The organism is Streptomyces mangrovisoli, from assembly GCF_000974985.2.
Lineage (GTDB): Bacteria > Actinomycetota > Actinomycetes > Streptomycetales > Streptomycetaceae > Streptomyces > Streptomyces mangrovisoli.
In genome coordinates, this window is the sequence record NZ_LAVA02000016.1 from 1 (window position 1) to 26965 (window position 26965).

22 protein-coding genes are annotated in these 26965 nt (G+C 70.6%); 15 read left to right on the plus strand and 7 right to left on the minus strand.

Translation table 11 applies throughout. The features are described 5' to 3' along the window. The first annotated feature begins 145 nt into the window (after positions 1 to 145). Genes WN71_RS07660 through folP form a run of 3 tightly spaced genes read left to right on the plus strand, consistent with a single transcriptional unit; the run spans position 146 to position 2762 of the window. Positions 146 to 1018 carry a methylenetetrahydrofolate reductase gene (locus WN71_RS07660; protein ID WP_046584374.1) on the plus strand — a complete coding sequence of 291 codons (873 nt, stop codon included), beginning with the start codon at positions 146 to 148 and terminating at the stop codon, positions 1016 to 1018. Next, entirely contained in the window at positions 1015 to 1917 is a 903-nt protein-coding gene (gene purU, locus WN71_RS07665; protein ID WP_046584373.1) for a formyltetrahydrofolate deformylase, read from the plus strand. Before WN71_RS07660 ends, purU begins: the two co-directional genes overlap by 4 nt. A gap of 47 nt (positions 1918 to 1964) precedes the next feature. Then, on the plus strand, positions 1965 to 2762 hold the full coding sequence (gene folP / locus WN71_RS07670; protein ID WP_046584428.1) for a dihydropteroate synthase: 798 nt from the start codon (positions 1965 to 1967) through the stop codon (positions 2760 to 2762). A gap of 96 nt (positions 2763 to 2858) precedes the next feature. Here folP and WN71_RS07675 read toward each other — a convergent pair whose 3' ends face one another. Continuing rightward, positions 2859 to 4907 carry an FUSC family protein gene (locus WN71_RS07675; protein WP_046584372.1) on the minus strand — a complete coding sequence of 683 codons (2049 nt, stop codon included), beginning with the start codon at positions 4905 to 4907 and terminating at the stop codon, positions 2859 to 2861. A 225-nt stretch (positions 4908 to 5132) separates the two neighbouring features. Here WN71_RS07675 and WN71_RS07680 point away from each other — a divergent pair, with 225 nt between their 5' ends. Then, positions 5133 to 6437, plus strand: a complete 1305-nt coding sequence (locus WN71_RS07680) for an ROK family transcriptional regulator (protein ID WP_063777688.1) — start codon at positions 5133 to 5135, stop codon at positions 6435 to 6437. Positions 6438 to 6614: 177 nt separating this feature from the next. Here the strand turns inward: WN71_RS07680 and WN71_RS07685 are convergent, their stop codons facing one another. Continuing rightward, complete coding sequence (locus tag WN71_RS07685) at positions 6615 to 7748, minus strand: Gfo/Idh/MocA family protein (protein ID WP_046584371.1); 1134 nt, start codon at positions 7746 to 7748, stop codon at positions 6615 to 6617. 146 nt (positions 7749 to 7894) lie between these two features. On the opposite strand from WN71_RS07685, the gene WN71_RS07690 reads away from it, so the two are divergent. The 10 genes from WN71_RS07690 (at position 7895) to WN71_RS07730 (ending at position 18584) form a co-directional block, all read left to right on the plus strand. Next, positions 7895 to 8938 (plus strand): sugar phosphate isomerase/epimerase family protein, encoded by a 1044-nt coding sequence (locus tag WN71_RS07690; RefSeq protein ID WP_046584370.1) that lies wholly within the window; start codon positions 7895 to 7897, stop codon positions 8936 to 8938. Between the two features lie 74 nt (positions 8939 to 9012). Then, entirely contained in the window at positions 9013 to 10272 is a 1260-nt protein-coding gene (locus WN71_RS07695; RefSeq protein WP_063777691.1) for an ROK family transcriptional regulator, read from the plus strand. A gap of 328 nt (positions 10273 to 10600) precedes the next feature. Beyond that, positions 10601 to 11932, plus strand: a complete 1332-nt coding sequence (locus WN71_RS07700) for an MFS transporter (protein ID WP_107469590.1) — start codon at positions 10601 to 10603, stop codon at positions 11930 to 11932. Positions 11933 to 12019: 87 nt separating this feature from the next. Beyond that, the gene (locus WN71_RS41770; protein WP_167382898.1) at positions 12020 to 12178 is read left to right on the plus strand and encodes a hypothetical protein; all 159 of its coding nucleotides are present in this window, start codon (positions 12020 to 12022) and stop codon (positions 12176 to 12178) included. 183 nt (positions 12179 to 12361) lie between these two features. Further along, positions 12362 to 14050, plus strand: coding sequence for a GMC oxidoreductase (locus tag WN71_RS07705; RefSeq protein ID WP_046584425.1), 1689 nt, complete (start codon positions 12362 to 12364; stop codon positions 14048 to 14050). Positions 14051 to 14130: 80 nt separating this feature from the next. Next, on the plus strand, positions 14131 to 14598 hold the full coding sequence (locus tag WN71_RS07710) for a C-glycoside deglycosidase beta subunit domain-containing protein (protein WP_046584368.1): 468 nt from the start codon (positions 14131 to 14133) through the stop codon (positions 14596 to 14598). Further along, positions 14598 to 15722 (plus strand): xylose isomerase, encoded by a 1125-nt coding sequence (locus WN71_RS07715; protein WP_046584367.1) that lies wholly within the window; start codon positions 14598 to 14600, stop codon positions 15720 to 15722. The genes WN71_RS07710 and WN71_RS07715 overlap by 1 nt, the downstream gene beginning before the upstream one ends. Then, positions 15719 to 16939 carry a lactonase family protein gene (locus WN71_RS07720; RefSeq protein WP_046584366.1) on the plus strand — a complete coding sequence of 407 codons (1221 nt, stop codon included), beginning with the start codon at positions 15719 to 15721 and terminating at the stop codon, positions 16937 to 16939. Before WN71_RS07715 ends, WN71_RS07720 begins: the two co-directional genes overlap by 4 nt. Positions 16940 to 17097: 158 nt before the next feature. Next, positions 17098 to 17697, plus strand: coding sequence for a GntR family transcriptional regulator (locus WN71_RS07725; protein ID WP_046584424.1), 600 nt, complete (start codon positions 17098 to 17100; stop codon positions 17695 to 17697). 68 nt (positions 17698 to 17765) lie between these two features. After that, positions 17766 to 18584 (plus strand): IclR family transcriptional regulator, encoded by an 819-nt coding sequence (locus WN71_RS07730; RefSeq protein WP_052742986.1) that lies wholly within the window; start codon positions 17766 to 17768, stop codon positions 18582 to 18584. Positions 18585 to 18628: 44 nt separating this feature from the next. Here the strand turns inward: WN71_RS07730 and WN71_RS07735 are convergent, their stop codons facing one another. The 5 genes from WN71_RS07735 to WN71_RS07755 all read right to left on the minus strand — a co-directional run bounded on the left by WN71_RS07735 (position 18629) and on the right by WN71_RS07755 (position 24401). Next, positions 18629 to 19735 carry a substrate-binding domain-containing protein gene (locus WN71_RS07735; RefSeq protein WP_046584365.1) on the minus strand — a complete coding sequence of 369 codons (1107 nt, stop codon included), beginning with the start codon at positions 19733 to 19735 and terminating at the stop codon, positions 18629 to 18631. A 122-nt stretch (positions 19736 to 19857) separates the two neighbouring features. Next, positions 19858 to 20847, minus strand: coding sequence for a sugar ABC transporter substrate-binding protein (locus tag WN71_RS07740; protein WP_046584364.1), 990 nt, complete (start codon positions 20845 to 20847; stop codon positions 19858 to 19860). 258 nt (positions 20848 to 21105) lie between these two features. Continuing rightward, complete coding sequence (locus WN71_RS07745) at positions 21106 to 22125, minus strand: sugar ABC transporter substrate-binding protein (RefSeq protein WP_143074804.1); 1020 nt, start codon at positions 22123 to 22125, stop codon at positions 21106 to 21108. A 354-nt stretch (positions 22126 to 22479) separates the two neighbouring features. Then, a complete protein-coding gene (locus WN71_RS07750; RefSeq protein ID WP_052742985.1) occupies positions 22480 to 23544 on the minus strand; it encodes an ABC transporter permease in 1065 nt (354 codons plus the stop codon). Further along, positions 23541 to 24401: an ATP-binding cassette domain-containing protein gene (locus WN71_RS07755; RefSeq protein ID WP_206300037.1), complete on the minus strand. Its 861-nt coding sequence runs from the start codon at positions 24399 to 24401 to the stop codon at positions 23541 to 23543. The genes WN71_RS07750 and WN71_RS07755 overlap by 4 nt, the downstream gene beginning before the upstream one ends. 533 nt (positions 24402 to 24934) lie before the next feature. Between WN71_RS07755 and WN71_RS07760 the strand changes: the two genes are divergently transcribed. Further along, entirely contained in the window at positions 24935 to 26203 is a 1269-nt protein-coding gene (locus tag WN71_RS07760; RefSeq protein WP_206300038.1) for an ROK family transcriptional regulator, read from the plus strand. Positions 26204 to 26965 lie beyond the last annotated feature (762 nt).

Consider the following 26965-nt stretch of genomic DNA (forward strand, 5'->3'; position numbering starts at 1 on the left):
GTCGCCCTCCGGTCGCCCTCCGGTCGCCCTCAGGTCTCCCGAATCCCGCCCGCACCGTACGGCTCCTCTCCGCACCGTGCGGCTCGTCCGTGCCGACTGGGGGACGAACAGCCCCGGTCGGCACCCCACGTGTGCAAGGAGCACGATGAAGACGACCTCCATCCCACCCTCCACGGGAGTCGCGTTGCTGCGCGACTTCTCCCTGGAGATGACGGGGAAGGACACTTCGAAGCTGGGCGAGGCCCGGCAGTCCATCCCGCCCGGTACCCGGATCAACGTGACCTACCTCGGCAACGAGGATCTGGCGCTGCGACTCGACGCAGCGACCACCGCGCGTGACCTTGGATTCGTCCCCGTACCGCACATCTCCGCCCGTCGGCTGGCCTCCGAGGCCGCCCTGCGGGAGTTCCTCACGGCCCTCCGCGCGCACGGCGTCCAGGAACAGGTCTTCGCCGTGGGCGGCGACCCCGCGCAGGCGCACGGTCCGTACGACGACTCCCTGCAGATCATCCGTTCCCGGCTGCTCCAGGAACACGGCGTACGCCGTGTCGGGATCAGCGGCTACCCGGAGGGCCACCCGCAGATCCCGGACGTCACGCTCTGGGCCGCGCTGACGGACAAGGCGGCCGCGATGACCGAGGGCGATCTCGACGGCGACATCATCACCCAGTTCGGCTTCGACGCCGATCCCGTCCTGGCGTGGATCGAGGAAGTGCGCGCGCGGGGCATCCACCTGCCGGTCCGTGTGGGCGTTCCCGGCCCCGCCGGAGTCAAGCGCCTGCTGGCCTTCGCCACTCGCTTCGGTGTGGGCACGAGCACCTCCATCGCCCGCAAGTACGGGCTCTCCCTCACCAACCTGATGGGTACCGCCGGCCCCGACCGTTTCCTGCGCGCGCTCGCCGCCGGCTACGACGTGGCCCGGCACGGGGACGTGAAGCTGCACTTCTACACCTTCGGCGGCCTCGGAGCCACCTCCACCTGGATCGACACCTTTCGTGACAAGGAGGGCCTGAAGTGACGCTCGCTCCCCAAGCCGACGTACGGCCGACCTTCGTCCGGCCGCAGACGGACCGCGCGTCGCTGACCATCAAGGGGACCGATCGCGTGGGCATCGTCGCCGCCGTCGGCACACTGCTGAGCCGGCGCGGCGCCAACATCGTCTCCCTCGACCAGTACTCGGATCCGCAGGACGACGCCTACTTCCAGCGCACGGTGTTCTCCAAGCCCGGCCTCCGGGCGGAGCTTCCCGCGCTACGAGAGGAGCTCCGGAGCAGGCTGAAGGACGATTTCGAACTGGACTTCACGCTCCGGGACATGGCAACTCCCAAGCGGGTCGCCATCTTCGCGTCCAAGTCCGATCACTGTCTGCTCGACCTCCTGTGGCGTCATCGGCGCGGCGAACTGCCCGTCACCATCGCCATGGTGATCTCGAACCACCCCGACACGGCGGACGAGGTGCGGACCTTCGGCGTTCCCTTCTTCCACGTCCCCTCCACGGGCCCCGACAAGACGGCCGCCGAGGCCGAGCACCTCCGGCTCCTCGGCGGAAACGTCGACTTCGTCGTCCTGGCCCGCTACATGCAGATCCTGAGCGGCGACTTCATCGAGCGCGTCGGCGTTCCGATCATCAACATCCACCACTCGTTCCTCCCCGCGTTCGTCGGAGCGGGCCCCTACACCAAGGCCAAGGGGCGCGGGGTGAAGCTGATCGGCGCCACGGCGCACTACGTGACCGAGGACCTCGACGAGGGCCCCATCATCGAGCAGGACGTCGCGCGCGTCACCCACGCGGACTCCGTCGCCGAACTCAAGCGCCGGGGAGCCGACGTCGAACGCGCCGTGCTGTCCAGGGCCGTCCTGTGGCACGCGGAGGACCGCGTGATCAGGCACTCCCATCACACCATCGTGTTCCCGTGACCCGCACCGGCCCGGTCGCTCCTCTCGACGGGACCCGCTGTGTGGTCATGGGGATCCTCAACGTGACCCCCGACTCCTTCTCCGACAGCGGTGCCCACCTGGACCCCGGACGAGCGGCGGAGCACGGGCTGGCGCTGGCGCGAGCGGGTGCCGACATCATCGATGTGGGCGGGGAGTCGACCCGCCCCGGTGCCCGTCCGGTTCCGGCGGACGAGGAACGGCGCAGGGTCCTGCCGGTGATCCGCGCGCTCGCCGCGCGCGGTGTGCGGGTCAGCGTAGACACGATGCACGCGGAGGTCGCCGACGCCGCCCTGGAGGCAGGGGCCGTCATGGTCAATGACGTCAGCGGAGGTCTGGCCGACCGTCGTATGGCCTCCGTGATCGCGGCAGCCGAGGTTCCCTGTGTCGTCATGCACTGGCGCTCGCCCAGCACGGACATGTACCGGTACGCGCACTACGGCGATGTCGTCGGTGAAGTCCGCGAGGAGTTGCTGCGCAGAGTGGACGCCTTCACCGATGCCGGTGTCGCCCTCGAACGCATCGTCCTCGATCCGGGCCTGGGATTCGCCAAGCGCCCCGAGCACGACTGGGAGCTGCTCAGCCGGCTTCCGGAACTGACGGCCCTCGGACGGCCCGTACTGATCGGTGCGTCCAGGAAGTCCTTCATCGGCTCGGCCCTGGCCGGCACGGGTGGCGAAGCGGTGCCCCCGGCCGGGCGGGACGCGGCCACGGCAGCCGTGTCCGCGCTGGCCGCGGCCTCCGGTGCCTGGGGAGTCAGGGTGCACGACGTGCCCGCGAACCGGGATGCGGTGCGTATGGCCCGCGCCTGGACGGCGCGGGGTTGATCCGCCCGCCACCAGGTGCCGGTCCGCGCGCCACCGGCGTCGGTCCGGTGGCACGTGTTCGTCGCCCTCGCTCGGCCTGGACGTTACGCCGCGCTCTCACCAGGTGTGCGCGCCTGCGCGCACCTCGGCCTCCAGCGTGGCGATCTTCCTCCGCAACGGTTGCAGCAACTCGTCGGACGCCATGCCCTCGTAGAGGACGCCTGCGTCGTCGAGATCCCCGTCGAGCGCGGGTGTGCGCAGCACGTCGGCGATCCGGCGAATTCTGTCGGCCAGGAGAGCGACGTCCTGTGTGCCCGGCGCCTCGGCGCCGTGGGCGATACGGACCCGTGCGGCGCTGATCTCATCCGCGACGCTCTCCACCAGGGCGACGCCTGTCGCCCCGCGCTCGACCCCGGCACGCAGTGGCGGGAGTTCCACGGGAGTCTTCTCCAACTGCGCGCGGATCGCCGCCAGGTCGCGGTACAGATGCCGGCGCAACTGGCTGCTGCGGCGTTCGTCGAGCCCGGGAGTGCAGCCGGCCGTGAGATACCGGGCCGCGTCGTCCAGAGCGTCTGCGAGTCTGGCGGGCACGCGGCTCTTGCGGCGCCCCGGCCACAGCAGATGGCCCACCACGAGCACGATCAGGCAGCCGATGGCGGTGTCCAGGAGACGGGGGAGGAGCGCTGCCGTGCCCTGGTGGGCCAGCAGGTCCGACAGCATCAGGATCAACGGCGTCATCGCGGCTGTTTGATGCGCATAGCCGCGGGGTGCCAGCACGGGCAGCAGCCCGGCCAGCAGCGCGACCACCGGAATGTCCCACCAGCCTCGCGAAGAGCCGGCCAGGGCCGCCGCCGCGACGACCAGGCCTGCCGCGGTGCCGAGCACCCGCAGCAGTGCCCGGAAGAAGACCGGTCCGGCGTCCGGCTTGAGGACGAAGGTGACGGTGAGCGGCACCCAGTAGGACCGGGGCAGGGGCACCCAGTGGACGAGCGCCTCGGCCACACCGACGCACAGAGCGAGGCGCAGCCCGTATCCGGGTGACGCCGTACGGCGTCCACGCCATGGCCTGGCCCGTCTCTCTCCCGGGGCGGAAGCCGACCGCGGGGCGGAAGCCGACCGCGGGGCGGGCCCGGAGGGGCTCGACGGGAGCGGAGCGGTCCCTGTCGAGCGCAGCACGTCGGTGGTGACGCGTAGCGCACGCGTTGCCGCTCGGTCCGCCGGCCCGAGGGAGACGTCGACGAGAGCGCGGGGCTGTCGTACGGCGTCGCCCCTTGCGATGACGCCGGCGAGTTCACGGACCGAGACCGGCACCGCGGGCGACAGTTGCCCGCAGTGCTGGTGGACCAGCGGCGCGACGTCCGCCAGGGGTGCCAGGGCGTCGATCCGCGTGCGCAGCAGACGCGCCTCGGGATCGCGGCGCGGGCGGTGGGATCGGAGCCGGTCATGGGCCACATCGAGCGCGGCGGTCAGGGCTCGGCGCGCGGCCTCGTACCCGTACTGGTTTGCCGGGTGCAGGCCGGACGGTGGCTGGTGGCGATGCCGTACCGGCTCGTCCGCCGGGCCTGGGACGGACGGCGTGCGGTGCCGATCCCCTACCGGCCGTCTCACGCACGTCTCCAGAAGGACGGCGGCCGCGCGATAGGCGTCCGCGACCGCGGCCTGGGCCGTGGGGCGGGCGTGGCGGGACCGGGGGAGGGCCACCAGCGCCAGGACGAGCAGAGCGCCGAGCAGGGCCAGCGACGGAGCGAGCCACCACGATCCCGGCATCGGCAGACCGGCGCCGACGACCGTGTCGAGAAGCAGCAGCAGTCCGCACGCCGAGGCGACCGGTCCCCGGGCCGAGAGGGCGCCCGACACCAGCCCGACCAGAGCGACCGCGACCACGGTGACCGGACCCCTGCCGTGCACCAGCGGCCCCACGACGAGACCGGCCGCGCCCGCGAGTTGCGGCAGCGCGATGCCCACCAGCCGTCCGGGGCGCCCGGGCCCCCTGTCGCTGGTGACCGCGTTGAGAGCGCCCATGGAGACGAGCGCGCCGTACGCCGGCGCACCGGACGCGGTGCCGATGGCGAGGGGGAGCGCCGTGACCGCGGCCGTCCGCAGGACGGACGCCCAGGGCGGCGTCCTTCGGCTCGGCTTGTTCGGGGTGCCCTGCGGGGCCTTCATTCCACACCCGTTCCGTCATGTCATTCTGTAATGTAGACATGGATTCTACTATGCAGACAATCGGGCGACGTGCGTCCCGGGGAGGTCGGTGCGATGCACCATCCCGGGAACATAAGCTCGTACCGCCGAGGCAGCTCCGAGGCGGCCCTCGCCGGGCTCGGCCGCGGAGCGCTCCGCATGACTGCCGACCCCGGCGTACGGCCCGGCTGATGGAGACTGCACTGCATGAGTGACCACACCCGGACTCTGTCGCTGGTTCTGCGCATGATCAGAAGCGGGTCCGCCGTGACCAGGCCCGAACTCGTCCGCAGGTCGGGCCTCGGCCGCACGGTGGTCACCCAGCGCGTCGATCAGGCCGTCCGGGCCGGGCTCCTGGTGGAAGGTGAACAGGCGCCCTCCACCGGGGGCCGGCCTTCCCGGGTGCTGCGGATGGCGGCCGGCAAGGGAGTCGTGCTGGGAGCGGTGTTCGGCGCGACCGGTCTGCACACCGCCGTGACCGACCTCGACGGCACCGTGCTGGCCGACGAATGGCTGGCCTGGGACGTCGAGCGCGGTCCCGAGGCATCGTTGGACACGCTCTTCGGCGCCGCGGCCCGGCTGCTCCGCCGCTACGAACAGATGCTGTGGGGGGTCTGCGTCGGCGTCCCCGGGCCGGTCGACTTCGCCCGCGGCACGCCCGTGCGGCCACCGATCATGACCGGCTGGCACGGCTTCCGCCTGCGGGAGCGGCTGGAGGAGCACTTCGATGTGCCGGCCTGGGTGGACAACGACGCCAACTTGATGGCTCTCGGCGCGTGGAGCGCCGCCAGGGAGACCGCGGGAGACAACGTCCTCCTGGTCAAGGCCAGTACCGGGATCGGGCTCGGACTGGTGTCCCGCGGCCGACTGCACCGCGGCGCGCGCGGGGCGGCGGGCGACCTGGGGCACACCATCGTGGCGGAGGAGTCCAGGCATCGCTGTCGATGCGGCAAGTTCGGCTGCCTGGAGGCGTTCGCGGGAGGCTGGGCGCTCTCCCGGGACGGGCGAACGGCCGCCCTGGCGGGACGCAGCCCCTTCCTGGCCGCACGCCTGGAGGGTACGGACGCGCCGCTCGTGGCCACCGACATCCTCGAAGGCTGCCTGGCCGGCGATGCGGCCTGTACCGAGCTGGTGGTGCGCGCCGGAGACCTGATCGGACTGCAACTGGCCACGCTCGTCAGTGTGTTCAACCCGTCCACGGTCTTCCTCGCGGGCACCCTGGCCAGGGCGGGCGAGGTGTTTCGAGCGCCCATCGCCGAGGCCGTGACCCGTCGCTCCCTGCCCCTTGCCACCGACGAGCTGGAGGTCGTCGAGGTGGGACACGGCAGTCGCCGCGACGTCATGGGCGCAGCCGAACTCGTCATCGACGAACTGCTCCACCCCGACCTGCTCACGCGTTGGCTGCCCGCCGGCACTCCCCGGGGCACTCGGGTCGGTGACGGGAGCGGAGGCGACGACTTCACGGCCGAGGCGGCGCGCGAGGACGCGTCGCGCGACGCCCGCACCGGTTAGGGCCCGCCAGCCGGGTCAGGCCGGGTCAGGCCGGGTCAGGCCGGGTCAGGTCGGCCCGGACCGGACCGGATCAGGCCGGATCAGGCCGGAGGAGACCGGCGGCACCGCGCAGGCCCGGTCGGGCGTGCCCGACTCCGTGCCCGCGGCATGCCCCGCCGGACACGCCCCGGGCGCCGGTCACTGCACAGCGACCGGTGCCGGCACGCGGTGTCCGTCGGCCGCGGTCGGGACCTCCACCCAGCCGCCGTCCCGGGCGGAGGCGACCACGGCCTCCGCGATGCAGGCCGCGCGCAGCCCCGCGTCGAAGTCCGGCATCCCGTCCACCGCTTCGCCGCGGACGGCGGCGTGGGCGTCTGCCACGAAATCGGCGAAGCACTCGTAGTAGCCCTGCGGGTGTCCGGCGGGAAGGGCGGCCGACCGGCCCACGGGGGCGCCGCCGCGGCCGGGGTCGCGGACCAGGACCTCGTGCGCGTCGCGCCCGCCGATCCACAGCGACTCGGGCTGCTCCTGCCGGAAGGCGTAACTCGAGTCGGGCCCGTCGAAGGAGAACGTCAGCGCGTTCTTGTAGCCGGCGGAAGCCTGGCTCACCACGAGTGAGCCGACGGCGCCGGCGTCGGTCTCCAGGAGGACGACCGCTCCGTCCTCGGTCGCGACGGGGCGAGCTGCGCCGTCGGGGCCGGGGCGCGTGGCGAAGGCCCGCGCGAACCGCGCGTCGATCCTGGTGATCCGCTGGCCGGTGACGAATTCCGCGAGGTCGCACCAGTGGACGCCGATGTCGCCGAAGGCCCGGGTCGCTCCGCCGTCGGCCGCGTCCACGCGCCAGTCGGTGGCCTCCGGGGAAGCCAGCCAGTCCTGGAGATAGCTGCCGTGCAGGAGCCATGGCGCACGGTGGCCGGGCCGGGCGAGCCGGGCGCGGGCCTCCCTGACGGACGCGTAGTACCGGTAGACGAAGGGCACGGCCGTCGCCAGGTCCCGGTCCGCCGCCAGTGAGGCGAGTTCCGCGGCGGTGCCCATGTCGGTGGCGAGCGGTTTCTCGCACACCACCGGTACTCCGGCGGCGAGCGCCGTACGGGCGAAGCGGGCGTGAGTGGCGTTCGGGGTGCACACGTGGACCACGTCGACACCGTGGCGCAGAGCCTCCTCCAGGGAGTCGAAGCCGCGTTCCGCCCCGAACCGCTGTGCCGCGGCTCGACCCTTGAGGGGAGTCGAGCCGATCACGCCGACGAGGCGGGCGCCGTTGACGGCCGCCGAGCGGGCATGCACGGCTCCCATGAACCCGGTACCGACGATCGCGACCCGCAACCCGCTCATGGAGGTGCTCCTCTCCCGCCGGGAGCGCACGCCCCCGAGCGGCATTAATGCTCTGGATGATCGAAACAAGGCAGCTTGAGACGTGCAGAGCGTCGACTTTTACTCAGATTAAGCTAAAGTGGCAGCGAATCCAAGGAGGCTGTGACATGACGGACACCGCAGGAACCCTGGCCGAGCCCGGCGCCGCACGGCAGCCGGTGACCCTGTTCACGGGGCAGTGGGCGGACCTCCCCTTCGAGGAGGTGGCGCGCCTGGCCGCCGAATGGGGATACGACGGGCTGGAGATCGCGGCCTCCGGTGACCATCTCGACCTCGCACGGGCCGAGGACGACCCCGCGTACCTCCCCGCCAAGCGGGCCGTGCTCGACCGCTACGGCCTCAAGGTCTGGGCGATCTCCCACCATCTCGGCGGCCAGGCCGTCTGCGACGACCCGATCGACTTCCGCCATCAGGCCATCCTGCGCCCCTCCGTATGGGGCGACGGCGACGAGGAGGGCGTGCGCCGACGGGCCGCCGAGGACATGAAGCGCGCCGCCAGGGTGGCGCGCAGCCTTGGTGCGGACACCGTCGTCGGCTTCACCGGATCGAAGATCTGGAAGTACGTGGCCATGTTCCCGCCCGTGCCCCAGTCGGTCATCGACGACGGTTACGAGGACTTCGCCCGCCGCTGGAACCCCATCCTCGACGTCTTCGACGCGGAGGGCGTCCGCTTCGCCCACGAGGTGCACCCCTCGGAGATCGCCTACGACCACTGGACGAGCGTCCGGGCCGTGGAGGCCGTCGACCACCGGGCCGCCTTCGGCTTCAACTGGGATCCCTCCCACATGCTCTGGCAGGGCATCGACACGGTCGGCTTCCTCACCGACTTCGCGGACCGCATCTACCACGTCGACTGCAAGGACACCCGGATCCGTCCCCGGACCGGACGCGCCGGCATCCTCGGCTCGCACCTTCCCTGGGGCGATCCGCGCCGGCGCTGGGACTTCGTCTCCGTCGGCCACGGCGACGTTCCCTGGGAGGACGCCTTCCGCGCCTTGGCGCACATCGGATACCGCGGCCCCGTCTCGGTGGAGTGGGAGGACGCGGGCATGGACCGACTGCACGGTGCCGCGGAGGCCGTGCACCGGATCAAGGCGGCCCTGTGGCCCCTGCCGGAGGCCGCGTTCGACTCCGCCTTCAGCAACCAGTGACCACCGACTCCGACGGCGTGGATCTTCCCCGCGACGTCGGGGCGCACGCGACAACGGCGACGTATGGTCGTGCGGTGGAACAGAACGACGGAGGCACCACTGGGGCGGGACGCGCCTCCCGGGCGCACTCGGGCACGAGGCACCAGAACGTGCAGAGAGTGCTGGAGGCGCTGCGCCTGAGCGGGCCGTCGTCGCAGGCCGCCCTGGCGCGCCGCACCGATCTGTCCAGGGCGACGGTGAACAGCATCGTGAAGACCCTGCGCGAGCAGGGCGTCGCGAAACTGATGCCGGTCAACGGCCGTGAGTCGTTGGTCGCCCTCGTGTCCAACCAGGGGGCGGTCGTCGCGGTCCAGGTCAACGTGGACTCGCTGCGGGCAGCCCTGCTCGACTTCGGTGCCGGCACCCGCCTCGACGCCGCCGCCGCGTTGCGTGTCAGCGACGGCGAGGGAGGCGGGCACGCCGGGCTGGTTCTGGACATGGTGCGGTCCCTCGCGGCGCGCGCCGGAATGCAGCCGAGTGATCTCGCCGGGGTCACGGTGGGCATGCAGGCCCCGCTGGCCCGGGCGACGGGCACCGTCACGTCGTGGGCGCGGCTCCAGCTGCCCGCCTGGAAGGACGTCGTGGTGGCCGAGACGCTCCAGGACGCCCTCGGCGCGCCCGTCTTCGCGGAGAACGACGCCAACCTCGCCGCGCTGGCGGAGTGGACCTGGGGGGCCGGCCGCGGCTCCACCGACTTCCTGTACGTGATGTGTTCGGCGGGAGTCGGTGGCGGACTGATCATCGACGGCCGGATTCACCGGGGCGGCGACGGCCTGGCCGGTGAGATCGGCCATCTCGTGCTGGAGCCGTCGGGGCCGGTGTGTTTCTGCGGCAGCCGTGGCTGCCTCACCACCTTCGTGTCCGAACGTTCGATCCTGCACGCGCTCGCGGCCTCCGGCAATTCCCTCGGTTCGCTGCACGCGGTCGTCGACGGCGCCCGCCGGGGCGATCCGGCGTGCCGTCGCGTGCTCTTCGAGGCGGGCCGGCACCTGGGGCGGGCCTTCGCCAGCACGGCGAAGGTCATGGCGCCCAGCGTGGTCGCCGTGGGAGGCATCCTCGGCGAGGCGGGACCGCTGGTCTTCGACGGCCTGCTCTCCTCCGTGGAGGTGCAGAGCCTGAAGATGGTCTCGCCCGGAATCCGGTTCCTGCCCGCGGTGCTGGGCGACGACGCGACCCTCCTGGGTGGTGTGGCGCTGGCCCTCACAGAGTCCGGCGGGGGAGCGAGTGCCCTCCCGGAATGGGCCCGCCGAACCCATACTGTTCGCGTCTCGAACGATCGCGCACATAATCGTTGACATTCCCGTAAAGGGGGATGACGATGGCCGCAGTTGAGGGCGACCCGGAGGGGACTCCGAGAATGGGCCGCCCTGCAGCACCGAGTTCAATTGCATGACCCGAGCCGCACTGCCCCTTGTCCCCTCGGCCGGGGAACGTCGCAGATCAATGCAGGTCTGACGTTACCGCCGCACCCCAGGCCCGACCCCTTTGGGTTCCGGTGGCCTTCCAGTCCCCACAGCATCAGAACAAGCGTCGAGCGCTGAAAGCACACCTTGCTCAAGGGTGCGGTGAATTGCACGCCGACGCGGAACGTTCAGGATTCGAACGGTTTAAAGGACCTCAAAGATGAGCAGTCAACCGACGCACATGAGCCCCGCGGAGCAGGTCACCGCCACGAAGGCCGCCTCCGCCGCCCCGCTGCCCGATTCCGGCACCGCGTCCATCGAGTCCGGCACGGGAGACACCCGCCTTTTCGTGCAGCTCGTCGTGATGATGCTGCTGGAGTTCGCGGTGTTCGGCTCCTGGTTCGCGACGGTGAGTCTCGTCCTGGCGACCCACGGGCTGCCGACCATCATCGGTACCGCGTTCAGCCTCGCGGCCCTCGCGGCGATCGTCTCGCCCATGGTGTTCGGCGCCATCGGCGATCGGTTCATGGCTTCCCAGAAGGCCCTCGGCCTGGCCCATCTGCTGGGCGGCGTGACCATGCTGTTCCTGCCGTTCGCGGTCCGGTCCGGCGCGGGCGGTCTGGTACTGGCCCTCGTCTTCGTCTACATGCTCTTCTTCCAGCCCACGCTCGGTCTGACGAACGCCATCGCCTTCCGGCACCTCGGCGCCAACCAGCGACGCTTTCCCTACGTCCGCGTCTTCGGCACGGTCGGCTGGGTCATCGCGGGACAACTCGTCGGCTGGATGGGCCTGTCGGCGTCCACGAACCTCTTCTACGTCACCGCGGCCTTCAGCTTCCTGCTCGGCCTCTTCTCCTTCACCCTCCCCGCCACGCCGCCGCCCGCCAAGGGAGTCCGCTTCTCGTGGGGCGACCTGGTGGGAGCCAAGGCGTTCCGGCTGCTGCGCCGGCGGAACTACGCCGTACTCATGGTGTGTGCCCTGCTCGTCGCCGTGTCCCTCGGCGTCTACAACACCTACGCCTCCACCTACCTCGGCGCGCTGGGCTTCACCAACGTGGCAGGGCTGATGTCCGTGGGACAGGCGTCGGAGGTGGCCTTCATCGTGACCATCCCCTTCGTCCTGCGGCGGGTCGGCATGAAGTGGGCGCTGTTCGCCGGCATGTGCATGTGGGCCGTCCGCTGCGTACTGCTCATCGAGGCGGCAGGGCACGGCAGTTGGCTCGCCGTCGGAGCCATTGCGGTGCAGGGCGTCTGCCAGGACTTCTTCCTCGTCCTCGGCGCCATGTACGTCGGCGAGGTGGCGCCGGTCGAGCTCGCCGTCCAGGCCCAGAGCATGCTCATCCTCATGGTCTCCGGATTCGGCCAGTTCATCGGCGCGACGATCTCCGGGCAGATCTACGACGCGACCGTCGGCGCCCACCAGAACGGACCCCTGTCCGACTGGACCGCGGTCTGGGTCTTCCCCGTCTTCTCCGCCGTGATCGCCGCAGTGGTCTGGGGCGTCTTCTCCCGCCACCACCGGACCCCGCAGAACGCGCCCGCCGAAGCCTGAGGAAGCAGGACAGCCCTCACCCGCGCGAGCGGGAGAGCCCGCCGTACCCGTCACACCTACGTCATCACCCAACGAGGAGGTGGAGTCATGAAGTACCTGTCCCCGGCATCACTGGGCAGCGGGCAGGAGGCTCGGCCCCTCCTCGACAGCTCCCACGCGCCGCTCGGCCTGTTCTGCGGCGCCTGGGCACGCAGCCAGCGGCTCGGCCTGCGTGAGGTACGGGGTCCCACGGTCCAGGACCGCTGACCCCATCCGGGTCCCCTCCGCACGGGCGGCAGGCGGACCGAGCCTCACAGCAGAGAAGAGTCGAACGACAGTGAACGCGAACCGTGCCACCCACGAAGAAGCGGCCGTCCGCCGCGCCCACGGGGCACCCACCGAAGCCGGCCGCACGGGCCGGGCAGCACGAGCCCTCGGCGGGTGCTGATCATGGGTTCCCTCGACAAGCGCTTCGACGCCCTGGTCATCGGCTCCGGCGCCGCCGGCAGCATCGCGGTCAAGGAGCTGACGGAACGGGGCATGGAGGTCCTGCTCCTGGAAGCCGGCCGGGACATCAGCGAGGCGGACTTCGTCCCGCCGAAGCCCACGCCGCCCAAGGCGATGAGCATCGGCCTCGGCGGCCGACTCCGCTCGGGCCTCAGGGGACAGTACGTCCAGGCCCGGCGGGCCATGTTCAAGGACCAGACCAGCCCGTTCCTGGTCAACGACTTCAAGCACCCCTACGCCTCCGACAGCGAGTTCCTCTGGATCCGCGGACGCCAGCTCGGCGGACGTCTGCACGCCTACGGACGCGTGCTCCTGCGCTCCTCCGACCACGAGTTCAAGGCCGCGTCGCGCGACGGACACGGCGAGGACTGGCCCATCTCCTACGCCGACCTCGCCCCGTACTACGACAGGATCGAGGAGTTCCTGGGCCTCTACGGGACCAGCGAGGGCCTGGACAACCTCCCGGACGGCAAGTACCGCGGGCCGTCGGTGTTCACCAAGGCCGAGGAGGAGTTCAAGGCCACGGTCGAGCGGCGGTGGTCCGAGCGCCACGTCGTCCCGTGGCGCTACGCCGCTCCCAACCTGCACCGGGTCCCGCTCGGAATCGTCGCGGCGCGCGCCACGGGCCGGCTGACCACCCGTACCGACGCGATCGTGCAGAAGATCACCGTCAACCCGAAGACGGGTCTCGCCGACGGCGTGATCTTCATCGACCAGAACACGAAGGCCCAGCACCGGGTGTACGCCGACGTCGTCGTCTCGTGCGCGTCGGCCATCGAGTCGGTCAGGCTGCTGCTGAACTCCGGCAGCACCGCCCACCCCGACGGGTTGGCGAACTCCTCCGGCCTGCTCGGGCACTACTTCATGGACCAGACGCCGAGCCTGCTGTTCGGCTCCGACCCGAACCACCCCGGCGCCGAGTCCCCCGAGGACCCCGCGCCGCCGGACCCGTACTACCCGCCCGTCGGCGGCGTCTACATCCCGCACTTCGACAACGTCGACAAAACCACCACGAGCGACTTCGCCCGCGGCTGGTCGGTGCAGGGAACGGTCGGCCGGATGCCCGTCCCGGAGGGCGCGGGCGGTGTCGTCGGACTGATGGGGTTCGGCGAGATGCTGCCGTACTACGACAACCGCATCTCCGTGCACCCCCGCCGTACCGACGCGTGGGGCATCCCCATCCCGCGCATCCACCTGTCCCTCACCGACAACGAGCGCGCTCTGATGCGTGCCCAGGTCCGCGGACTGCGGGAGATGGCCGAGGCGAGCGGCTACCAGGTGAACTTCGCGGCCTCCACGCTCGGCCTGGACTCCAAGAAGATCTGGCCGGACGCCGACCCGTTCAGCCGCGCGATCTTCCGCATCGGCATCAAGCGGAGCCTCGCCATGGGCGCGGCGATCCACGAGTGCGGCGGGGCCCGGATGGGCAACGACCCGGCCAAGTCGGTCCTCAACGAGTACAACGCGACGTGGGACATCCCCAACCTCTACGTCACCGACGCCAGTGCCTACGTGTCGAACGGCGGGGTGGGCCCGACCCTGACGATCATGGCGCTCACCGCTCGCGCCTGCGAGCACATCGCCCGTCAGCACGCGGACGGCTCGCTCCACCAGCGCTCCGCGGACCGCTAGGGCACGCGGCCGGCCGGTGCGCCGCAGCAGTGCCGCACCGGCCGGCCCGGCCCCCCCGACGATCACACCTGGTGCAAGGAATGTTTGAGAACTTCTTGATCCGCTCCGACAGCCTGAGGAACGAAGTCCGCGACGGGAAGACGGTCGGCTTCACCCTGGCCGTCCGCCACGCCAACTACCGCGGCTGCTACCTCTCCCTCCACAACGGCTACTACGTCGAGGTCGACGGCACCCAGTACGCCACCGACCGGCAGACCTTCGAGATCAACGGACAGGCGCCGCGCTCCTTCGACGAGATCCGTACCGCCGTGCACGAACACTGGAACTACGACGACGAGGCGGTCCTGCACGTCGAGGCGCCCGGCGGCCTCGCCCCCGGCGAGCACACCCTGCGCTTCCAGCAGTCCGTCCTGGCGGCCTACGGCTACCTCCCGACCGACGAGGAGTGGGTCAAGAACCCGCCCACGCCGGGATCGGGCGCGGGGTCGGACAAGACCCCCGAGATCGTCGCCTACCGCCTCACCCTGACCGAGCCGGAGAAGAACTGATGACCATCCAGCGCGGTGTTTCGCTCTACAGCTACCAGCAGTCCCAGTTCCTCAAGGAACTCATGCTGGAGGACCAGATCCGCGAGGTCGGCCGGAACCTCGGCGGCGCCGACGGCATCGAGCTCATCGACGAGATGTCCCTGCGCTACCCCGACCCCGGCGACGACTTCCGCCGGCAGTGGTTCGCGTGGATGGAGGCCTACGGCACCAAGCCCGTCGCCATGGACGTGGGCATGGACGTCCTGCAGTTCCGCGACCACGTCATGACCCACGAGGAGTGCGCCGACCGGCTGCGCCAGGACATCCGGCTGGCGAAGTCCCTCGGCTTCGCCAACGTGCGTGTCCTGTCCGTCGTCCCCGTCGACATCCTCGTCTCCGCACTGCCCCTCGCGGAGCAGCTCGACATCCGTCTCGGCAAGGAGATCCACCAGCCGATGCGGCTGGAGGGCCGGGAGGTCGGCGACATCCTCGACGTCATCGAACGCACCGGAACCCGGCACCTCGGGATCGTGCCCGACCTCGGCATCTTCCAGTTCCGCCCCTCCGAGGTCCTGCTGTCGTGGCTGGAGCGCCGCGGCGCCCAGCCCACGGCCTCGCTGGCGTCCGTGGACCTGGCCCTGGCCATTCACCGGGGAGAGTCCCCCTTCGACCTCACCGCGGTCCACCGCCACACCGCCGGCAACCTCCGCTCCGACCTCGGCCGCTTCCTGACCACCGGCGAGAGCGCGCCCGAACTGCTCGACGTGTTCGAGGGCGTCAAGCGGTACACGGACGAACGCGTCACGGACCCCGAGGCCATCGACTACCGCACCGTCGCGGAGGCGCTCATGCTCTCCCGCACGTCCGCGGAGACGCTCCGCCAGATCGCCCCGCACGTCATCCACGTGCACGGCAAGTTCAACAACATGTCCGAGGTGCCCGGCGCGCCCGGCCGCTACCAGGAGATCTCCATCGACTACGACGCCGCGATCGGCGCGCTGAAGGCCGGTGGCTTCGACGGGTACATCAACTCCGAGTACGAGGGCCAGCGGTACTTCCAGGACCGGGGCCGCGAGGACCTGATGGACGAGGTGGACCAGGTCCGCCGTCACCAGGAGCTGCTGAGGAGGCTGATCGCGGCATGACCACCGACACACAGCCGGCCGAACCCGCCTCGCGTCTCGTCGCCTTCGTGGGAGCCTACGGTGTCGACGGCGACGAGCAGGCGGGCGGCATCACCGTCCTCGACGTCGCACGCGACGGCCGCACCCTCACCCCACTCGGCCGCTCCGCGGAACCCCGTGAGGCCGGACACCTGGTCTACGCTCCCGGCACCCGCACGCTGTACGCGGTCGACGAGCGCAAGAACGACGGGCGCGGCCCCGTCCAGCCCCCGGCCGCCGTCCACGCGCTGGCGGTCGGACCCGACGGCGGTCTCACCCGGGTCAACGCGCTGCCCGCACCGGGACCGCGGCCGACCCACCTGTGCCTGGACGAGGGCCGGGGCGTGCTGCTCACCGCCAACCACGGCGACTTCGACCACGTCGAACACGTCGTCCGCACGGCCGACGGGGGGTGGGACGTCGAGTACCTGTACGACGACTCCACCGTGCTCCTGTACGGCCTGCGCCCGGACGGCGCCCTCGCCGGACTCCGCGACGTGCACGTCCGCACCGGCCACGGACCCGACCCCAACACCTCACCTCAGGCCGGCGGACACGCCCAGTCCGGCGCCCATGCCCACAGCGCCGTCGTCGACCCCTCCGGACGGTTCGTCCTGGTCGCCGACAAGGGCACCGACCGGATCGACGTCCTCGCCCTGGGGGAGGACACCCTCACACCGGTCGAGAGCCATGTGTTCCCCCCGCAGACCGGGCCCCGGCACATCGCCTTCGCCCCGACGACCGGCCATGCCTATGTGACCTGCGAGTTCGCTTCCACACTTGCCGCGTTCGCGTTCGACGCCCACACGGGCAGGCTCACCCCGCTCGACGAGGCCCCGACCGTGGACAAGGGGCACACGGGCCTCAACGAGCCCGCCGAGGTGCGGGTGCACCCCGATGGTGGGTTCGTCTACGTCAACAACCGGGGCGAGGACTCGCTCGCCTGGTTCCGCACCGACGCGGACGGTCGCCTGACCCGGCTCGGCCACGTGCCGCTGGCGCCGTCCCTGCATCCCGGGGTCGCCGCCCGCAGCTTCGCCTTCGCGCCCGGCGGTGGGTTCCTCCTGGTCGCCGACCGCCCGGCGAACCTCGTCCGCGCCTACGCGGTCGATGCCGAGGACGGCTCGCTCTCTGCGCTGGGCACCGTGGACGTGGCGCAGCCCGCGTACGTGGAATTCGCGGAGCTTCCGCACGAGTAGGACTGGTCCACGGAAGCACCCTTGCGGCGGACGTGCGCTTCGGCTGATCACTGGGGGCGGGACATGCGTGCCCCCAGTGGTCGGCCGGGCATCGAGGAAAGAGTGGAGAGTCAGTGGTGCCGTTGTCGGGGGAAGCCGGAAGGTGCCATGTGCTCGGCATGGTCAGGCAGCAGATCCTGCGGGGGGAGTTCGCCCCCCAGCAGCGTCTGCACGAACCGTTCCTGGCCGAACTGCATCACGTGACGAGGGCGAGTGTGCGGGCCGCGCTGATCGACCTGGCCGGCGAAGGCCTGGTGGAACGCACCCTGCATCGCGGCTCCCGCGTGCGCGTGGTGCCCGTGGCCGAAGCCGTGGAGATCATCGAATGCCGCATCGCTCTCGAAGCGCTCTGCGCGCGGAAGGCGGCCCTCGCCGCCGGAACACGGGAACGTGAGGAGTTGGTGAGTCTGGGGACCGAGATGACCCGGGCCGTCGGCGCCGGTGATGTCGGCCGCTACGCAGAACTGAACCAACAGCTTCACCAGCGGGTGATCGACCTCTCGGGACACGAGATCGCCAGGGACATGCTGGCGCGACTGAATGCCCAGTTGGTGAGGCACGAGTACCAGCTCGCACTGCGGCCCGGCGGACCGAAGAAGTCCCTCGGCGAGCAGCTGGCCATCGTCGACGCCATTGCGGCCGGCGACCCCGCCGCTGCGGAGAACGCGATCTGCGAACATCTCCGCAGCGTCATGCGCGACCTCTCCGGGCCTGCCTGACATGGTCGGGTGCGGGCGGCCCGGGAGCCCTGCCTTCTGCCGTGATCCGGTCGTGGGAAGCTGACCTCATGGATTCGTCCCCCGACCGCCTCGGCGAGATGTCGCCGCTCGAAGACCGTGCGACACCGGCCTACCCGATCGCGTCCGTCGACAACACGCTGCGCATCCTGCTGCTGCTCAGGACCGGCGGCAGCCTGGCGCTCTCCGACGTGGCCGCGGAGCTGGGCATCGCGCGTTCCAGCGCACATCGACTCATGGCGATGCTCACCTACTACGACTTCGTGCGTCAGGACCCGGCCTCCCGTTCGTTCCGGCCGGGTCCCGCCCTCGTGGATGTCGGACTGGCGGCCGTGCGGTCCCTGGACATCCGTGTCCTGGCCAGGCCGGTGCTCGTGGAACTGGCGGAGGCCACGGGCATGACCGCGCATCTCGCCCTGCCCCGCGGCCGCGAGGTGCTGTACGTCGACGGAGTGGAGAGCCGGCGCACCATCAGAGCCGCGCTGAGGACAGGTGACACCTTGCCCGCGCATGTCACGGGCGTGGGCAAGGCGCTCCTGGCCTGCCTGGACGACGACCAGGTGCGCCGCCTCTACGCGGAGGCGCCACCGGTCGCCGTGACGCCGCACTCGATCTCCGACGTGCCGTCCCTCCTCTCGGAGTTGAAGAGGGTGCGAGAGGTCGGATACGGGGTGAACCGCAACGAGAGCGAGAGCGGCGTCCTCTCCATGGGGATGGCGTTCCAGTCGACCGAACCGGGGCGGTACGCCGGCATCGGGCTCGTGTGCCCCGAGTCGTCCTTCGACAGCGGGTGGGAGGAGCGAGTGGCGGGTCAGCTGAAGGCGGCCGTGAGCAGGCTCCTCACGGAGATCTCGACGTTCCGCTCCTGAGGCGGACGCCCCCGGTCGCGGACTCGACGTAGCTGTCGGTGCGGTTACTTGAGACCGATCGCGGAGCACGCGGCCGCGTAGGAGGCCGAGCAGATCTGGTCCACCGTGTAGATGTGGTCGGCGACGACGGTGGATTTGATGTTCTTGCGGGTCAGCGCGACCACCGAGACCAGGTGTGCGGGGATGTCCTTGGCGGTCGGGCTGTCGACGTCGTCGCGGCCCAGGGCCTCGAACTCGATGTCCTTGCCCTCGACTTTGAGCACGGCCGCCCGGGCGGCGACGGTGGCCTCCTCCGTGTAGGACTTGTAGACGGTCATGAGCTGCTGGCCGGTGACGACCCGCTGCACCGCCGACAGCTCCGCGTCCTGGCCCGTGATGGGCGGCAGTCTGCTGACGCCCGCTGCTTCGAAGCTCTTGATGATGCCGGACACCATCGCGTCGTCGGCCGAGTAGACGCCGGCGATGTTGTCCTTGCCCAGCGTGTTGATGGCCTCGGCCATCTCGGACTGGGCGATGTCGGGGTTCCACCCGTCGGTGTCATAGGACTTCGCGATCGTCACCGCGCTGGAGATCTCCGACAGGGCGCCGGTCTTGTACTGCTCGGCGCTGGGGTCCGTCGGTGAGCCGTTGACCATGACGATCTTGTCGGAGCTGTCCGCGTCCGAGCCGAGGGCGTCGACCAGGGCGCGGCCCTGCAGCTTGCCCGCGAGCTCGTTGTCGAACGAGATGTACATGTCGATCGGGCCCTCGGCCAGGCGGTCGTACGCGATGACCGGGATGCCGGCCGCCTTGGCCTTCTCCACCATGGGCGCGATCTTGTGCGAGTCGACCGCGTCGAGCAGGATGACGTCGACCTTCTCGTCGATCATCTTCTGCATCTGGGACGCCTGGACGTCCGAGTCCTGGTCCGCGTTCTTGTAGTCCGTCGTACCGCGGTTCCTGGTGAGGGAGGCGACCCACTTCTTGATGGTGGGGTGGTCGAACTGGGCGTAGCGCGTGTTCGCCTTCTCGGGCAGCAGGAGACCGACCGTGATGTCGGAGCTCTGTGACGGGTCGGTGTCCGCACCGTCGTCCGACGTGTTCAGAACGCCACAACCGGCGAGTGACAAGGCCATCGTGGATGCGGCCAGGGATACGGCGAAGCGACGCATGGGCGAACTCACTTCAGGTTGCGATGTGGTGGTGGGCACGGGGCGCGATGCGGTGGGCACGAGGCTTGGTTCGGGGGCGAGGGGAGCACGGAGGTGATGGGCCGAGGCGCCGGCTCGCGGTGTCAGCACGCGCTTCGGTAGACCCAGTCGGCCGAGTCGCCGACGTTGCTCCTGGTCAGCACCTTCTGGGGGATGCCGGTCTTGTCGGAGGACGCGGGGACGGTCCCGTCCCTCTTCTGGCGCAGGTAGTCGACGACGGTCTTGACCTGCTGCTCGCCGATCTTCAGGGGTGACTGCGCAACGAGCGCCGTGATGGTCCCCGCGTTGAGCGCCAGCACCTCGGTCGGGGTCGCGTCGAGCGCGATGACGGCGACCTGGCCCGCCTTGCCTGCCTGCTTGACGGCGGCTGCGGCGCCCGTCCCGTCGGGTCCGTCGGCCGCGACGATGACCTTGAGGTCCGGGTGAGCGGCGAGGAGGGAGGCGACTGCCGAAGTCGCCTTCGTGATGTCGTAGTTGGTGTACTGGGGAGTCAGGGCCTTGAGGTCGGGGTTGCCCTTCTTGACGGCGGAGACGACGGGGTCGAGGCGGGAGTCGACGGGTTCGAGTCCGGGGATGCCGTTGATGACGGCCATCGAGCCGGCGCCGTCGGGCACGAGGTCGGACAGCTCGGTGAGGAAGTCCAGGTTCTCGGTGTCGGTGCCGACGACCTTGTACTGGGTCGCGGGCTGCGCGGAGTTGATGGTCACCACCGGGACGCCCTGCTTCATCAGGGTCTTGTACTGGCTCGTGAACTGGTTGGGGTCGCCCGGATTGACGATCAGGCCGTCCGGCTTCGACTGCTTGGCGAGCGAGAACTTCTGCGCGTACGAGGAGGCCTCACCGTTGGCGGAGGTGTATTCCTTGTAGCTCACGCCGAGCCTGTCGGCCTCGGCCTTGGCGCCGCAGCCGAGCGTCGTCCAGAAGGGGTCGCTGGTCAGCCCGTACACGGCCGTCACCGTGAACGTTCCGTCGTCGGCGGACCGTGCGGACGGGGAATCCGCCGCCTCGCTGCCGCAGGCGCTGGTCACGAGGGCGAGTAAGACGAGTGAAGTGTTGACAAGCGGTCTGTGCATGAGGCTTCTCGTTTTCTCTGCTGCCAGCGGAGAGTGACTGCTGGGAATCGTGGTGGAGGAGGGCGACCGCCGGTGGAGGTCCGGCGGTCGTCGTGACCGGTGGGGGAAGTCCGGCGGGTCGTCGTGACCCGTGCGGGGCGGGCCGGGCCGGACATGGCTCCCGCGCCCCCGGTCGCGGTGGACGGCTCGCGCCGCGGTGAAGGCGCCGCACGCCACGGGTGCTGCCGCTGTCGGCCGGCAGCACCCCGTTCCGGCGCGTCAGCAGCCGGTCTTGTAGATCCAGTCGGCGTTCGCCGCGTCCGAGACGTTCTTCTTGGTCAGCAGCTTCTGCGGGACACCGACCTTGTCGGAGGAGGCGGGCACGGCTCCGTCCTTGCCTTGGCGCAGGTAGTCGACGACCGTCTTGACCTGCTGCTCGCCGATCTGCCGGGGCGACTGCGCCACGAGCGCGGTGATCGTTCCCGCCTTGAGCGCGTCCACCTCGGTCGGAGTCGCGTCGAGCGCGATCACGGTGACCTTGCCCGCCTTGCCGGCCTGCTTGACCGCGGCCGCGGTGGCCTGGCCGTCGGGTCCGTCGGCGGCGACGATCACCTTGAGGTCGGGGTGGGCTATCAACAGAGAGGAGACCGCCGAGGTGGCCTTGGTGACGTCCCAGTTGGTGTACTGGGGAGACAGGGCCTTGAGGTCGGGGTTGGCCTTCTTGATGGCGGAGACGACGGGGTTCAGGCGGGAGTCGACGGGTTCGAGTCCGGGGATGCCGTTGACGATGGCCATGGTGCCGGATCCGTCGGGGACGAGGTCGGACAGCTCGGTGAGGAAGTCCAGGTTCTCGGTGTCGGTGCCGACGACCTTGTACTGGGTGGCGGGCTTCGCGGAGTTGATGGTCGCGACCGGGACGCCCTGCTTCATGAGGGTCTTGTACTGGCTGGTGAACTGGTTGGGGTTGCTCGCGTTGACCAGCATGGCGTCCGGCTTGGACACCTGCGCGGAGGAAAAGTTCTGCGAGTACGACGAAGCGTCGCCGTTGGCGGAGGTGTACTCCTTGTAGGTCACGCCGAGCTTGGCTGCCTCGGTCTTGGCGCCGCAGCCGAGCGTCGTCCAGAACGGGTCGGTCGTCAGCCCGTACACCGACGCCACCGTCAGCTTCCCTCCCGAGCCGGCCGAGTCGGCGGACTTGGAGGTGGACGTGTCGCCGGCGGCGTGACCGCAGGCGCCGGCCAGGAGGGCCAGCGAGAGGACGGAGGCGCTGGTGATGGACCGGTTCATGATCCTTCTCATGTTCTGACTCCTGTGATGCGGAATGTGCATGTCTTTGTGGCCGGGAATAAATCACCGTGCGTCGCTGGCCGGCGGTGCCGGGCGGGTCTCTCCCGGACACGGAGCGCAGGAGGCTGCCGGGATGCGGCGTCGGTGCTGGGGTTGCGGATCGCTGGCAGGCTCGGGGCGGATTCGCCGGCACGGGGCGCTGCGGGAAGCGTCGGTGGCGACCTCGTCCCGGCGCGCGGAGCTCGGTGGCCAAGGGGCGTGGGGGACGCCGAGGCAGTGAGGAGGGCCGGGGCACGGTATGTCGTCGCCGAGGCGTGACGGGCGGGTGCCGGTGCCTTGTCGGCGCCGGTCGCGGGGGCGGCCCGGTCAGGTACGTGCGCGCCGGAGGTGGCTGAAGCGGTCGACGCCGACGGCCAGGATCAGGACCACGCCGACTGCCATGAGCTGGTAGTAGGAGGACACGCCCGCGATGACCAGGCCGCCCTGGAGGATGACGGCGAGACCCGTGCCCCAGACGGCGCCGAGCACGGACACCTTGCCGCCCTCCAGCAGGGTTCCGCCGATGACCGCCGCCGTCACGGCGTTGAGGGCGTCGTTCGAGTGGCCGTTCAGGCTGGTGCTGATGAAGTGGGACAGGTCGATGAAACTCGCGATGCCGGCGAGCAGACCGGCCAGGACGGCCAGTCGCAGCAGATGGCGGGGCACGCGGATACCGACGCGTTCGGCGGCGCTGGGCGAGGATCCGATCGCCAGGGTGCGCGAGCCGAACCGCGTGTACCGGACGCACACGAACACCCCGGCGGTGATCACCACGGCGACGACGGCGGGGACGGGGACCGCTCCGAACGTCAGCAGCCCGAAGTCCGACTGGATCTCGGTGGGAAGTCCGCCGACGTCCGCGCCGCCGCTGATCACGTAGGCGAGCCCGGTCCCGATGCCGAGCGTGCCCAGGGTCGCGATCAGGGCGTTGATCTTCAGGTAGGCGACGAGCAGGCCGTTGACGAGGCCGAACAGCATGCCGGTGACGAGACAGCCGACGACCCCGATGGCGACGACCGTGCTCAGGTTGCGGTAGCCGCCGTCCGGTGTCCGGTCGGCCACCGCGAGCATCAGCTTCGCGCCCACCACCGAGGAGAGGACGAGGTTGGCTCCGAGGGAGAGGTCGAATATCCCCGCACCGAGCAGCATCGCGAGCCCGACCGCGAGGAGCAGTGCTTCCGTGGCCGACAGGAGCAGCGACTGGATGTTGGCCTCGGAGGCGAACGGGCCACCGGACTGGACGGCGAACACGACGAACAGGACGACGTCCAGGGCGAGGATCGCGGCGGCCCTGGTGGTGAGCACGCGCAGCCAGAGAGGTCTGACGGCCACGGCCCGGGTGTCGACGGACGAGGACGCCCCGTCTGGCGGGGCCTGGGTCTGGGTGCTCACGCCGCACTCTCTTCCTGGCCGTAGCCGACCATCGTCGCCACCACGTCGGGGACGGTGAGGTCCGCGGCCGGTACGTCCAGCGCGGTACGTCCGCGGAAGAGGATGACCACCCGGTCCGCGATGGCGAGGATGCGGGGAAGGTCGTGGGAGACGACCACGACACCGAGTCCCCGGCCCGCCACGGTCCGCATGAGATCGCAGACGAGCTCCGACTGCCGTGCGCCGAGCGCCGCGGTGGGTTCGTCCATCAGAACCGCGGTGCTCGACCACATGACGGCACGGGCCACGGCGACCGCCTGCCGTTGTCCGCCCGACAGGTCGCTGATGGGCACGGTCAGGGACGGAAGGTTGATCGAGAGCTCACGAAGCGCGGCCTCGGTCCGCTCCGTCATCTCCCGTCGGTCCAGGACTCCCATCCGGCCGAGCGGCCCCCGCCGCAGCACCTCGTGGCCGACGAACATGTTGTCCACCACGCTGAGGTCGGGCGCGAGGGAGAGATCCTGGTGGACCGTGTCGACGCCCAGTGCCTGCGCGTCCCGCACCGAGGTCATGGAGACCGGCTGGTCGTCGACGACGAGCCGGCCGGCATCGGGCTGATGGATGCCCTGGAGGATCCGGAGGAACGTCGACTTGCCCGCCCCGTTGTCGCCGAAGAGCGCCACGATCTGACCGCGCTCCGCGCGAAGGGACGCGTCGCGCAGGGCTTCCACGTGGCCGAACCTCTTGCCGACATGTTCCGCCGCGATGGCCACCTTCGTAGCCGCGCCGGGCGACGCCTCGGTGGCCTGCGGGGGCTGCGCCGCGCCCTCGGGCGGGGCCTCGTCGGCGTCGGGGGCTCGTCTACGCGCTGTACTCACCGGATGCTCCTTGAGGGGACGAAATGCACGCAAGTAGGGATGACGTCATGGATGTCCGCCTTTTCCCTGCAGGATCCGGACACGCCTTCGTGACGGCGACCACATACTTTGGCGAGTCGCATGCAAAAGTCAATGCCTTTGCCGACAATCCTGCTGACAATCCGTGACTGACGGATCGTCAGGTCGCGGTGGTGCGCGGCCGCCGGCTGCGCGCTCACCGCCTGACGCGTGACGTTTGTTCAGGTCGAGTCGGATCGGCGTCCGGGTGACCGCCACAGCCGCAGACGGCGACCCAGCAGGGTCATGACGGTTGCGCGAGCCGGGGTGCGTGGTGTCGAGGGAGATCGACTAGCGTGCTGTCGAGCGACGCGGACGGAGACTGCCCGACAGAGCCGCTGCGGATTCCTCCCACGTGTCGCGCCGCCCGGACCGGGCCGACGACGTTGACGCCTGTCCTCTCGACGCGTAAAGGTTCGCTCCAGCCCCGGCCCATGGCGAAGCCCTGCCCGCGGCTGTCGACCGAAGGAGACAGAGTGCCGAGTGAACAGGCCGAAAGCCTGGCCGCGGTCCTGCGAGCCGTGCGCTCCAACGCTGCCGTGACCCAGCCTGCACTGATCCGGCACCTCGGGCTGGGGCGCGGCGTCGTCACCGCCAGGATCGCGGAGCTGGAGGGCGCCGGACTCATCACCCAGGCCGGCGTCGGACCGTCCACCGGCGGACGGCAGCCACGCCGGCTGCGCCTACGGGCCGAAGCCGGCCTGATCGTCGGCGTCGACATCGGCGCGACCTTCCTCAAGGTGGGCCTGGCCGACCTCTCCGGCCGCATCCTCGACCGGGTGATGGAACCCGCGGACGTCGCACTCGGCCCTGACGGCGTCCTCGGCAGGGTCGAGGAACTCGTCGGCACGCTGTTGGCCAGGTCCTCGGGCGGGAGCGTGTGGGGCGTGGGGGTCGGCGTGCCCGGCCCCGTGGAGTTCAGCACCGGACTGCCCGTGGTGCCGCCCATCATGCCGGGATGGGACGGGTATCCCATCCGCGAACGCTTCGCGCGCACATGGAACGCGCCCACCTGGGTGGACAACGACGTGAACCTGATGGCCCTGGGCGAGTTGCGGGCCAACCCTGCCGCCGCCGGGGTCCGCAACCTGCTGTACGTCAAGGTCGGCACCGGAATCGGGGCGGGCCTGGTCTCGGGAGGACGCCTGCACCGGGGCAGCGAGGGCTGCGCGGGCGACATCGGTCATGTCACCGTGTCCGAGAGCGAGGACGTGACGTGCAGGTGCGGCAACACCGGCTGTCTGGAGGCGCTGGCGGGCGGGGCCGCCCTGGCCGCCCAGGGCCGACGCCTCGCGGAAACGGACCGGAGCGACGAACTGGCCAGAGTGCTGGAGCAGCGAGGTCGTCTGACCGCCGCCGACATCGCGTCAGCCGCGGAGCTCGGGGACGTCGCGGCGAAGGAACTCCTCGTGAATGCCGGGAAGTTGATCGGCAGCACGCTGGCCACCCTCGTGAGCTTCTACAACCCCGGGTGGGTGGCGCTCGGCGGCAACGCCATCAGCACGGGCGACACGATCCTCACCCAGATCAGGGAGACCGTACGGCGCCGGTCCCTTCCCCTTGCCACGCGCCGCCTGCGCATCGAGCGCTCGTCCCTCGGGACCGAGGCGGGGCTGTCCGGCGCGGTCAATCTCGTGGCCGACGAACTGTTCGAACCGCGCTGCCTGGCGTCCTGGGTGCCTCACTCCACACCGTCGGGCCGGCCGGAACTCGCATCCTTCGCCGGGCTCGACGTCGCGGCGTAGGCCCGGGTCCCCTCCTGGATGCCCGGCCTCACCAGATGAGGCACCAGTAGTTTCCCGCGTTGCCGATGCCGATCCGGCTCACGTGGGGGATGAGGCTCGGGTCGGGAGGACCTGCCGAGGCCAGGGAACATGCGGGGTCACCGACGGTCTGGGCCAAGGCCATGCGCTGCGCGGCGGCGACAGCGGTGGGGGACGTGTACCAGGTGGTGGTGACCGGCCCGCTGGGCTCGGGGCGAGGCGTTGCCGTCGACGGGCTGGTGCGTGGGGCGGGGGCGCTCGTGGCGGGCCGTGTCGTGGTCCGGGAGGGCCGTGGCGCCGGCTGGGAGCGTGTGGGCGCGGGAGACGTGTGCGTGGACGTGTGCGTGTGCGTCGGCGTGTGTGTTTGCGTGTGCGAGGGAGTCGGCGACGGCCGTGTCGGCTGAGCGGTATGCGGGCGGGCCGCCTCCGAGGAGGCCTCCGTGTGGTGCGTGGGGCGGGCTGTGGAGGACGTCGGCTGAGGGGAGCGGGATGTCGCGCTCGCGGTCGGGGTCGAGGTCGGCCGGGGTGTCGAGGGCGCTGAGGTGGGGGTCTGCGGCTCGGTTGTCTGCGACGGTCCCGTTGTCGATGCGGATGTGCTGGGAGCTGTCGCCGCCGAGTGGGGTGTGCCCGTGTCCGATTGCAGCAGCAGCCAGGTTCCGGTGCCGCCGAGAACGAGGACGGCGGCGCCGCCCGCTATCCACCAGGCCCGCCGCGACGGGCGTCGGTGACGGCTCATGGTTTCAC

Excerpts from the sequence above, each read along its gene's own strand:
- WN71_RS07660 (WP_046584374.1), top strand. The coding sequence starts at position 146 with ATGAAGACGACCTCCATCCCACCCTCCACGGGAGTCGCGTTGCTGCGC.
- folP (WP_046584428.1), top strand. The coding sequence starts at position 1,965 with ATGGGGATCCTCAACGTGACCCCCGACTCCTTCTCCGACAGCGGTGCC.
- WN71_RS07675 (WP_046584372.1), bottom strand. The coding sequence starts at position 4,907 with ATGAAGGCCCCGCAGGGCACCCCGAACAAGCCGAGCCGAAGGACGCCG.
- WN71_RS07680 (WP_063777688.1), top strand. The coding sequence starts at position 5,133 with ATGAGTGACCACACCCGGACTCTGTCGCTGGTTCTGCGCATGATCAGA.
- WN71_RS07685 (WP_046584371.1), bottom strand. The coding sequence starts at position 7,748 with ATGAGCGGGTTGCGGGTCGCGATCGTCGGTACCGGGTTCATGGGAGCC.
- WN71_RS07690 (WP_046584370.1), top strand. The coding sequence starts at position 7,895 with ATGACGGACACCGCAGGAACCCTGGCCGAGCCCGGCGCCGCACGGCAG.
- WN71_RS07700 (WP_107469590.1), top strand. The coding sequence starts at position 10,601 with ATGAGCAGTCAACCGACGCACATGAGCCCCGCGGAGCAGGTCACCGCC.
- WN71_RS41770 (WP_167382898.1), top strand. The coding sequence starts at position 12,020 with ATGAAGTACCTGTCCCCGGCATCACTGGGCAGCGGGCAGGAGGCTCGG.
- WN71_RS07705 (WP_046584425.1), top strand. The coding sequence starts at position 12,362 with ATGGGTTCCCTCGACAAGCGCTTCGACGCCCTGGTCATCGGCTCCGGC.
- WN71_RS07710 (WP_046584368.1), top strand. The coding sequence starts at position 14,131 with ATGTTTGAGAACTTCTTGATCCGCTCCGACAGCCTGAGGAACGAAGTC.
- WN71_RS07715 (WP_046584367.1), top strand. The coding sequence starts at position 14,598 with ATGACCATCCAGCGCGGTGTTTCGCTCTACAGCTACCAGCAGTCCCAG.
- WN71_RS07720 (WP_046584366.1), top strand. The coding sequence starts at position 15,719 with ATGACCACCGACACACAGCCGGCCGAACCCGCCTCGCGTCTCGTCGCC.
- WN71_RS07725 (WP_046584424.1), top strand. The coding sequence starts at position 17,098 with ATGGTCAGGCAGCAGATCCTGCGGGGGGAGTTCGCCCCCCAGCAGCGT.
- WN71_RS07730 (WP_052742986.1), top strand. The coding sequence starts at position 17,766 with ATGGATTCGTCCCCCGACCGCCTCGGCGAGATGTCGCCGCTCGAAGAC.
- WN71_RS07735 (WP_046584365.1), bottom strand. The coding sequence starts at position 19,735 with ATGCGTCGCTTCGCCGTATCCCTGGCCGCATCCACGATGGCCTTGTCA.
- WN71_RS07740 (WP_046584364.1), bottom strand. The coding sequence starts at position 20,847 with ATGCACAGACCGCTTGTCAACACTTCACTCGTCTTACTCGCCCTCGTG.
- WN71_RS07745 (WP_143074804.1), bottom strand. The coding sequence starts at position 22,125 with ATGAGAAGGATCATGAACCGGTCCATCACCAGCGCCTCCGTCCTCTCG.